We start from the raw sequence: 7,167 nt of genomic DNA on the forward strand, positions 1-7,167 counted from the left end.
GGTGACGGTCGTCCTCGGCTACACCTTCGACGCGCCCGACGACGAGCGCCCGGCCCTCGCGCTCGCCGGGGCGCTCCTGTCCGACGAGCTGGCGTTTGAGCTCCGCGAGAAACGCGGCCTCGCCTACCAGATGGGGGCGTCGATCGCGCCGTGGGGCGGACGGATGCGCCTGCTCGTCACGATGGGGACGCGCAAGGAGAACCTCGATGCGGCGCTCGCGGGCCTGCGCGAGGGGATCGCGGCGTTCTCCCCCAAGGACGACGAGGCGGTGAAGCGGGCGGCGGCGGCGATGCGCGGGCGCCTGCTCATGCGGCGTCTCACGCGGATCAACCAGGCGTATTTCCTCGCCCTGGACGTCCTCGACGGGCGTCCTCCCGGCGGGGATCTCGCCCGGATCGACGCGTTGCTGAAGCTCGATCGGGAGAAGGTCGCGGCGGCGGCGAAGCGTCACCTGGACGCGGGGAAACTCGTTGCGGTCGTCCGCTGACGGGGCTAGGCTCGACGCCTCCATGAGGCACGCCGCACCCCAGCGCCCGGCGGCCCTGCTGGCCGCCGTCGGGATCGCCGCGATGGCGATCGCGGCGTTTTTCCACCATCACGGCCCCCTGGTCCTCGACGTCACCCCCGAACGGCCTTCCCTCGTCGGGGTCTCGGACGAGGGACCCTCCGCCTGCGCGCTCTGCGCGGGCGACCCGGCGACGTACGACGGCCCGGTCGCGGAAGCCCCCGGCCCCGAGCTCTCGCGCACCCCGCTGCGTCCCTTCGAGGTTCCGTCCGACCACCGTGTCGCGCTCGCCTCCGGAACCCCGCGCTCCCCTCCGCCCTCCGCCGCGTTCGCGGTGTAGGGAACCCCGCGTCCCTGGCGGGGCGCGTTTCGGAGGTGCCGATGCGATCTTGGACGCTCCCGACGGCGGTCTTCCTCTCGTTCGGGGCGGGGCTCGCGCAGGACGCGACCCCGCCCCCGGCGAAGAACTACCTGAACCTCTCCCTCGACGGGCTGCTCGCCGTAGGGGGCTCCACCGAGCCCGACATCGACGGGCTGCAGCTCGGCGGTCACGATCCCGCCCAGCGCGGCTTCACCCTGCAGAACCTCGAGGTGGTCTTCGAGGGCGCGGTCGATCCGTATTTCCGCGGGCAGGCGAACGTGATCCTGCAGATCACCCCAGACGGCGAGACCAACGTCGAGCTCGAGGAGGCCTTCGCGACGACCTCGTCGCTCCCCGCGAATCTGCAGGTGAAGGCCGGGCAGTACCTGACCGAGTTCGGTCGGATCAACACGAGCCATCCGCACGTCTGGGACTTCGTGGACCAGCCGATCGTCTCGGCGCGGATGTTCGGCGGGGACGGGCTGCGCAGCGTCGGAGCGCGCCTGTCGTGGCTGATGCCGACCCCGTTCTACTCCGAGCTCTTCCTCGCGGTCCAGAACGCCCGCGGGGAGACGCTGACGAGTTTCGGTGCGGTCGAGGGGGACACCGCGTTCGGCAGGCCGATCGTCGGAAGCGACGTGGCGGGGGCGGGGGACCTGCTCGTCACCCCGCGGTGGGCCGGCTCGTTCGAGCTCACCGACAACCAGACGCTCCTCGTCGGGGCGTCGTCGGCCTCGGGGCCCAACGGCACCGGCGCCGACGGGAAGACCCGGATCGACGGCGTCGACGCCTTCTGGAAGTGGAAGTCCGCGACGGCGCAGAAGGGGTTCCCCTTCGTGAAGGTGCAGGCCGAGGGGATGTGGAGGACCTACGACGCCGCGGCGACCGAGACCCTCCCCGCCGAGTCCTTCCGGGACCACGGCGCCTACGTGCAGGTCCTGTGGGGGTTCAAGCCGGGATGGGTCGTCGGCGCCCGCGTGGACGCCGCCGGCGGGGACGACGGCGGGGCGGCGCTCGAGGAGCCCGCGCTCGACGAGAGGTCGCGGTACTCGCTCGTCGCGACGTGGTATCCGACGGAATACTCCAAGCTCCGGCTCCAGTACAGCCGCGACGACCGCTCGGCCTACGCGGACGCGCACACGGTGTGGGCCCAGTTCGAGTTCCTCCTCGGCGCGCACGCCGCGCACAAGTTCTAGGAGGCCGCGATGACCTCGATGCTCTTCGCCGCGGCCGTCCTCGCGAACCTGAAGGTCGTCGCCACGACGGGCGAGTACGGCGCCCTAGCCTCCGCGATCGGAGGGCCGCGCATCGCCGTCACCGTCCTCGCGAAACCGACCGAGGACCCCCATTTCGTCGACGCCAAACCCAGTCACCTCGTCACCCTCAACAAGGCCGACGTGTTGATCCAGGGGGGCGCTGAGCTCGAGCAGGGGTGGCTCCCGCCGCTGCTCGAGGGGGCGCGCAACGCGAAGATCCTCCCCGGATCTCCCGGCCACGTGAAGGCCGGCGAAGGGGTGACGCTGATCGACGTGCCGGCCGCCCTCGATCGGTCCCAGGGAGATCTGCACGGCGCCGGGAACCCGCACTTCATGATGGACCCCGGGAACGCGCGGATCGTCGCGCGACACCTCGCGGAGGTGTTCTGCGCGGCGGACGCCGGAAGCTGCGCCGACTACCGCACCGGGCTCGCGGCCTTCGAACAGGCCCTCGACGGGCGCCTGGCGGCCTGGACCGCCCGGCTCGCGCCGTTCAGGGGGACGCCGATCACGACGTACCACCCGACCTGGAAGTACTTCGCGGCGCGCTTCGGGCTCGTCTCCGACGTGTTCCTGGAGCCGAAGCCGGGGATCCCCCCGTCGCCCCCCCACCTCGCGGAGGTGATCACCGCGATGACCTCGCGGAGGATCCCCATCGTGCTCGTGGAGCCGTTCCAGTCGCGCAAGACCGCCGAGGCCGTTGCCTCGCGCACCGGGGCGACCGTCGTGAGCGTCGGCCAGTTCCCGGGGAGCCTTCCGGGAACCGAAGGGGACTACCTGAAGCTGATGGACGCGAACGTCGAGGCGATCGCGTCGGCCCTCGAGAAGGCGAAGGGGCGGTGAGATGGAGCTCTTCACCCTCTGGTTGTGGCCCCTGATCGCGCTGCTGGTCCTTCCGGGGCTGCTCGTGTACTTCGGACTGCACGTCGTCGAACGCGGGGTCATCTTCGTGGATCTCGCCCTCGCGCAGATCGCCGCCCTGGGCGTGTGCGTCGCCCTCGCGATGGGGGCGGAGGCCCATCACAGCCTCCTGCCGTACGCGATGGCCGTCTCCTTCACGCTCATCGGGGCGGCGTTGTTCGCCTGGACGCGCTTCCGCCACGCGCGCGTCCCGCAGGAGGCGATCATCGGGATCGTTTACGTCGTCGCGGCGGCGGCGGCGACCCTCGTCCTGAGCCACACCGCGGAAGGGGACGAGGCGCTCAAGAACCTCCTGGTCGGCAACGTGCTCCTGGTCACGAAGGGGGAGGTCCTGCGCACCGCCGCGCTGTTCGCGGCGATCGGACTCGTGCACCTGCTCCTTCGCCGGAGGTTCCTGCTCGTGACGTTCGACGAGGACGCGGCGCGGGCGCAGGGGGTGCGGCTGCGCCTGTGGGACTTCCTCTTCTACGCGACCTTCGGGATCACGGTGACGAGCTTCGTCCAGATCACCGGGGTCTACCTCGTCTTCTCGTATCTCATCGTGCCGGCGGTCTGCGGTGCCTTGCTGACCGCGGGCGTGCAGGCGCGCCTTGCGATCGGCTGGGCGGTCGCCCTCGTCGCGGGGGTCTCGGGGCTGCTGATCTCGGTGTACGGGACGAGTCTCGACCTTCCGACCGGGCCGACGATCGTGTGCTGCTTCGGCTTCCTTCTCGCGATCTCCGGCGTCGTGGTGAAGCTCCGGCGGTAGAATCGGCCCCTTGTCGCCGAAGCCGCTCGAATCGTTCCTCGCCGCGCGCTCCCTGGGGGCCCGACTCGACGCCTTCGTGCGCCTGGTCCGCTGGACGCGTGAAGGGGGCGAGGGGTTCGAGCGCCTGACGTCCCTCGTCGCGACGATCGAGGGCTCGTCGGAAATCGGGGAGCGGTTCCGCGCGGCGGCCCATCCGATCTTCGAGGAGGCCGAGGGCGTCTCCCTCTTCGCGGACGTCGGAATCCCGAGCGATCGGGGGCTGCTGGCCGAGATCGGCGACCGCCTGTTCGAGCGGGTCCTCCCGCGCCCGCGCGGCGACCGCGACCTCGCGAAGCTCGTCCGCCGCCTGTTCCCGACCCCCGAGGAGGGGGCGCGGCTCCGGACGATGCCCCCCGAGACCTTCCGGCGGATGTACGCGCTCCTCGCCCCGGGGGGCTGGGCGCTCCCGGAGCCGCTGCGCGACGATTTCGCCGACGCGTTTCGGCTGCTCGCCGTGCGCGCGGCGGGGCAGGGGCTCTCCTCACGGGTGCACGCCCTCGTTCCGGCCGATCGCGTCTCCGCCTCGCCCTTCTGGCGGCTCCCCGCGGCGGCGGAGGCGCTCGCCCAGGCCTGGTTCGAGCGGCGCGACGCCCGGGCCGCCATGGACGCTTGGCGCTCCGTCCGGACCGAAACGCGCTCGGCCGTCGCCGAGCTCCACCGCCGGATGGACGCCGAGGGGGTCGCGACCGACGTCGTCCACGCGCTCGACGTGATCGAGCGCTGCCTCACGCGCATGGAGGCGATGGCCGACGTGATGGCCGCGACCGACGTCGAGACGCGGATCGCGGCGATGCAGCGCCTGCTCTCGCGCCTGGTCGTCTTCACCCGGCAGGACCGCAGCATCCGGTGGCTCCTGCGCTCGCGCACGGAGCTCTTGCACCGGAAGATCGTCGAGCGGTCGGGGGAGACCGGGGAACACTACGTCGCCCTGGACCGCGCCGAGTACCTCGCCACCTGGGGGAAGGCGGCCGGCGGGGGACTGCTCACGACCTTCACCGCGGCGCTCAAGATGGCGGTGTCGGCCTTCCACGCCGCACCCTTCGTGCACGGCTTCCTCTACGGCCTCAACTACGCGGTGAGCTTCCTGCTCCTCCAGCGCTGGCACCTCGTCCTCGCGACCAAGCAGCCGGCGATGACGGCGGCGAAGCTCGCCGCGATCGTCCGGACCTCCGAGGGAGCGGCGCGCGACGAGGAGATCGGCGCCTACGCGGCGAGGATCGTCCGTTCCCAGCTCGCGGCGGCGATCGCCAACGTCGTCGTCGTCGCGGCCGGGGCGTACGCCTTCGACCGGATCTTCCGGCTGGCGTTCGACCGGAGCTACCTCTCCTCCGAGACGGCGCTCCACGTCTACGAGGCATTGAGCCCGCTCGACAGCGGGACGGTCTTCTACGCGGCGGTGACGGGGGTGATCCTGTACGCGGCCAGCGTCGTCGGCGGGTGGCTGGACAACTGGAGCGCGTACCACAAGATCCCGCGCGCGATCGCCGAGCACCCGGCGGGGGAGACGTTCGGCCGCGAGCGTCTCGAGCGGCTGGCGGAATCGGTCAAACACGGGATCGGAGGGTTCGGGACGAACGTGTCGCTCGGGTTCATGCTCGGCATGACCCCGGCGCTCGGCGAGTTCCTCGGCATCCCCCTCGACGTCCGGCACGTGACCCTGTCCACCGGACAGCTCGCCCTCGCGACGGCGGCCCTCGACGTGAAGTGGTTCGCGGAGGGACGCTTCGTCTACGGCGCGCTCGGGATCGGGACGATGTTCGTCCTCAACCTCTCCGTGAGCTTCCTGCTGTCGCTGTTCACCGCGGCGCGGGCGTACGGGATGGGGACGAGGGAGACCGGCCGGATGCTCCTGAAGATCCTGGCGCGGTTCGTCCGGAAGCCGGGGGAGTTCCTGTTCCCCTAGCGCCTTCCCGCCGGGGCCGGAAGCAAGGCTCCCTCCCGGAGCAATTTCAGGTTCACCGCCGTCTTCCAGTCGTCCGGTTTCAGGGCTAGGGCGACCTCGAACGCCTGCTTCGCCGCGTCGTTGTTCCCGGCGAGCGCCAGCGCGTAGCCGAGGTTGTGGAACGCGCGCGCATTCTCGGGGGACTTCCGCGCGACGTCTCCCCAGAAGACGACCTCGTCGGCGTACACGCGGTTGCGAAGGTGCGTCGAAAACACGAGCGCCGCGCACAACGCGCCCACGACCCACGTCGATCGCGGGATCTTCCCAATCAGGAACGCAACCCCGACCAGCGGCAGGTAAAGCTGCCGGTCGTTGGCGACGTCCAGGCGCGGCAGGATCGAATTCGTCGGGAGGAGCCACAGGAAGAACCACAACACGCCGAACCGGAGCGCGGGCCAGCGCCAGGCCGCCGCGAGCACGCCGACGATCGCCACGCCCTTCAGGACCAGCACCCCGTCCCACGACGTCCGCACCGGCAGCATGGGATCCGCATTCAGGAGATCCGGCCGCACGACCTGCCCGGCGAGCCAGAGGATCGCGTCGATCTGGGTGCGCACCTGATCGAGGGGCGGCCGGGCCGAGAGGCTCGTGACCAGCAGGTGCCGGTAGGTCGGCGTCGCGAGCACGACCGCCGCGATCGCCGCGAGGACGGCGACGTGGGTTTTCACCTCCCGCCACCGCTTCGGCTCGATCAGGATCAGCGCGAGGGGGAGGACCGCGACGTATTCCTTCACGCCCAGGGCGAGGACGAACAGGGCGGGGGAGAGCCACCTCCGCCCTTTCATCCAGGCGAGCGCGCTTCCGAGGGCGAACATCGCGGCGAGGGAGGTCGACCGCCCCGAGACGTAGGTCACCGCCTCGGTCTGCACCGGGTGCAGCGCGAAGAGCAGCGCGGCGAGCAGCGCCGTTCGCGCGGTGGAAAGCCGCTTCAGGATCGCGAACACGAGCGCGGCGTTCGCGGCGTGCACCAGCACGTTGAAGGCGACGAACCCCGGAACGCCCAGGCCGATCTCCCGGTTGAACGCGTAGCTGAGCTTGAGCAACGGTCGGATCCCCGGCATCGACGCCCACCACGCCGCGAGCGAGGCGACCTTCGGCTCGTTGGCGATCACGTTCCAGTCGTCGAACTGGAACGAGCCGGGGAAGGCGTTGGCGTACGCGGCGAGGATCGCCGCGACGATCAGCAGGTAAGGCGCCGCCTCACGGGTTCCGGTCGGCCGCATCGAACGCGTTCTCGATCATCGCCTGGCCGGTCCACCAGCGGTCGGGGGCGCCGAGCAGGACCAGGAGCACGCGGCGGGAGCGGCGCTCCACCAGGGCGATGACGCACTTCCCCGCGCCGTCGGTGAACCCGGTCTTGATCCCCTTCGTTCCCGGAAGGCGGCCGAGGAACTG

At 71.1% G+C, this 7,167-nt stretch carries 8 protein-coding genes; 6 read left to right on the plus strand and 2 right to left on the minus strand.

Annotated features, from left to right (window positions below; all coding sequences use genetic code 11):
- The 6 genes from VF139_11095 to VF139_11120 all read left to right on the plus strand — a co-directional run.
- The coding region (locus VF139_11095; GenBank protein HEX6851938.1) for an insulinase family protein at positions 1-487 on the plus strand (487 nt) is incomplete at its 5' end.
- A 22-nt stretch (positions 488-509) separates the two neighbouring features.
- Positions 510-845, plus strand: a complete 336-nt coding sequence (locus VF139_11100) for a hypothetical protein (GenBank protein ID HEX6851939.1) — start codon at positions 510-512, stop codon at positions 843-845.
- Between the two features lie 41 nt (positions 846-886).
- Entirely contained in the window at positions 887-2,062 is a 1,176-nt protein-coding gene (locus VF139_11105; protein HEX6851940.1) for a hypothetical protein, read from the plus strand.
- 9 nt (positions 2,063-2,071) lie between these two features.
- A complete protein-coding gene (locus VF139_11110) occupies positions 2,072-2,965 on the plus strand; it encodes a metal ABC transporter substrate-binding protein (protein ID HEX6851941.1) in 894 nt (297 codons plus the stop codon).
- A gap of 1 nt (position 2,966) precedes the next feature.
- The gene (locus VF139_11115) at positions 2,967-3,791 is read left to right on the plus strand and encodes an iron chelate uptake ABC transporter family permease subunit (protein HEX6851942.1); all 825 of its coding nucleotides are present in this window, start codon (positions 2,967-2,969) and stop codon (positions 3,789-3,791) included.
- A gap of 10 nt (positions 3,792-3,801) precedes the next feature.
- Positions 3,802-5,733, plus strand: coding sequence for a hypothetical protein (locus tag VF139_11120; GenBank protein HEX6851943.1), 1,932 nt, complete (start codon positions 3,802-3,804; stop codon positions 5,731-5,733).
- Here the strand turns inward: VF139_11120 and VF139_11125 are convergent.
- Both VF139_11125 and VF139_11130 read right to left on the minus strand, forming a co-directional pair.
- Entirely contained in the window at positions 5,730-6,995 is a 1,266-nt protein-coding gene (locus VF139_11125) for a tetratricopeptide repeat protein (protein ID HEX6851944.1), read from the minus strand. The two genes, VF139_11120 and VF139_11125, sit on opposite strands and share 4 nt — an antisense overlap.
- Positions 6,973-7,167, minus strand: a 195-nt coding sequence (locus tag VF139_11130) for a hypothetical protein (protein HEX6851945.1), incomplete at its 5' end; no start/stop codon positions are given. The genes VF139_11125 and VF139_11130, both read right to left, overlap by 23 nt.

It is taken from the genome of Candidatus Polarisedimenticolaceae bacterium, assembly GCA_036376135.1.
GTDB lineage: Bacteria > Acidobacteriota > Polarisedimenticolia > Polarisedimenticolales > DASRJG01 > DASVAW01.

Bases quoted from the DNA above. Each gene is read 5' to 3' on its own strand.
- VF139_11115 (HEX6851942.1), top strand. From the start codon at position 2,967: ATGGAGCTCTTCACCCTCTGGTTGTGGCCCCTGATCGCGCTGCTGGTC.
- VF139_11105 (HEX6851940.1), top strand. From the start codon at position 887: ATGCGATCTTGGACGCTCCCGACGGCGGTCTTCCTCTCGTTCGGGGCG.
- VF139_11110 (HEX6851941.1), top strand. From the start codon at position 2,072: ATGACCTCGATGCTCTTCGCCGCGGCCGTCCTCGCGAACCTGAAGGTC.
- VF139_11125 (HEX6851944.1), bottom strand. From the start codon at position 6,995: ATGCGGCCGACCGGAACCCGTGAGGCGGCGCCTTACCTGCTGATCGTC.
- VF139_11100 (HEX6851939.1), top strand. From the start codon at position 510: ATGAGGCACGCCGCACCCCAGCGCCCGGCGGCCCTGCTGGCCGCCGTC.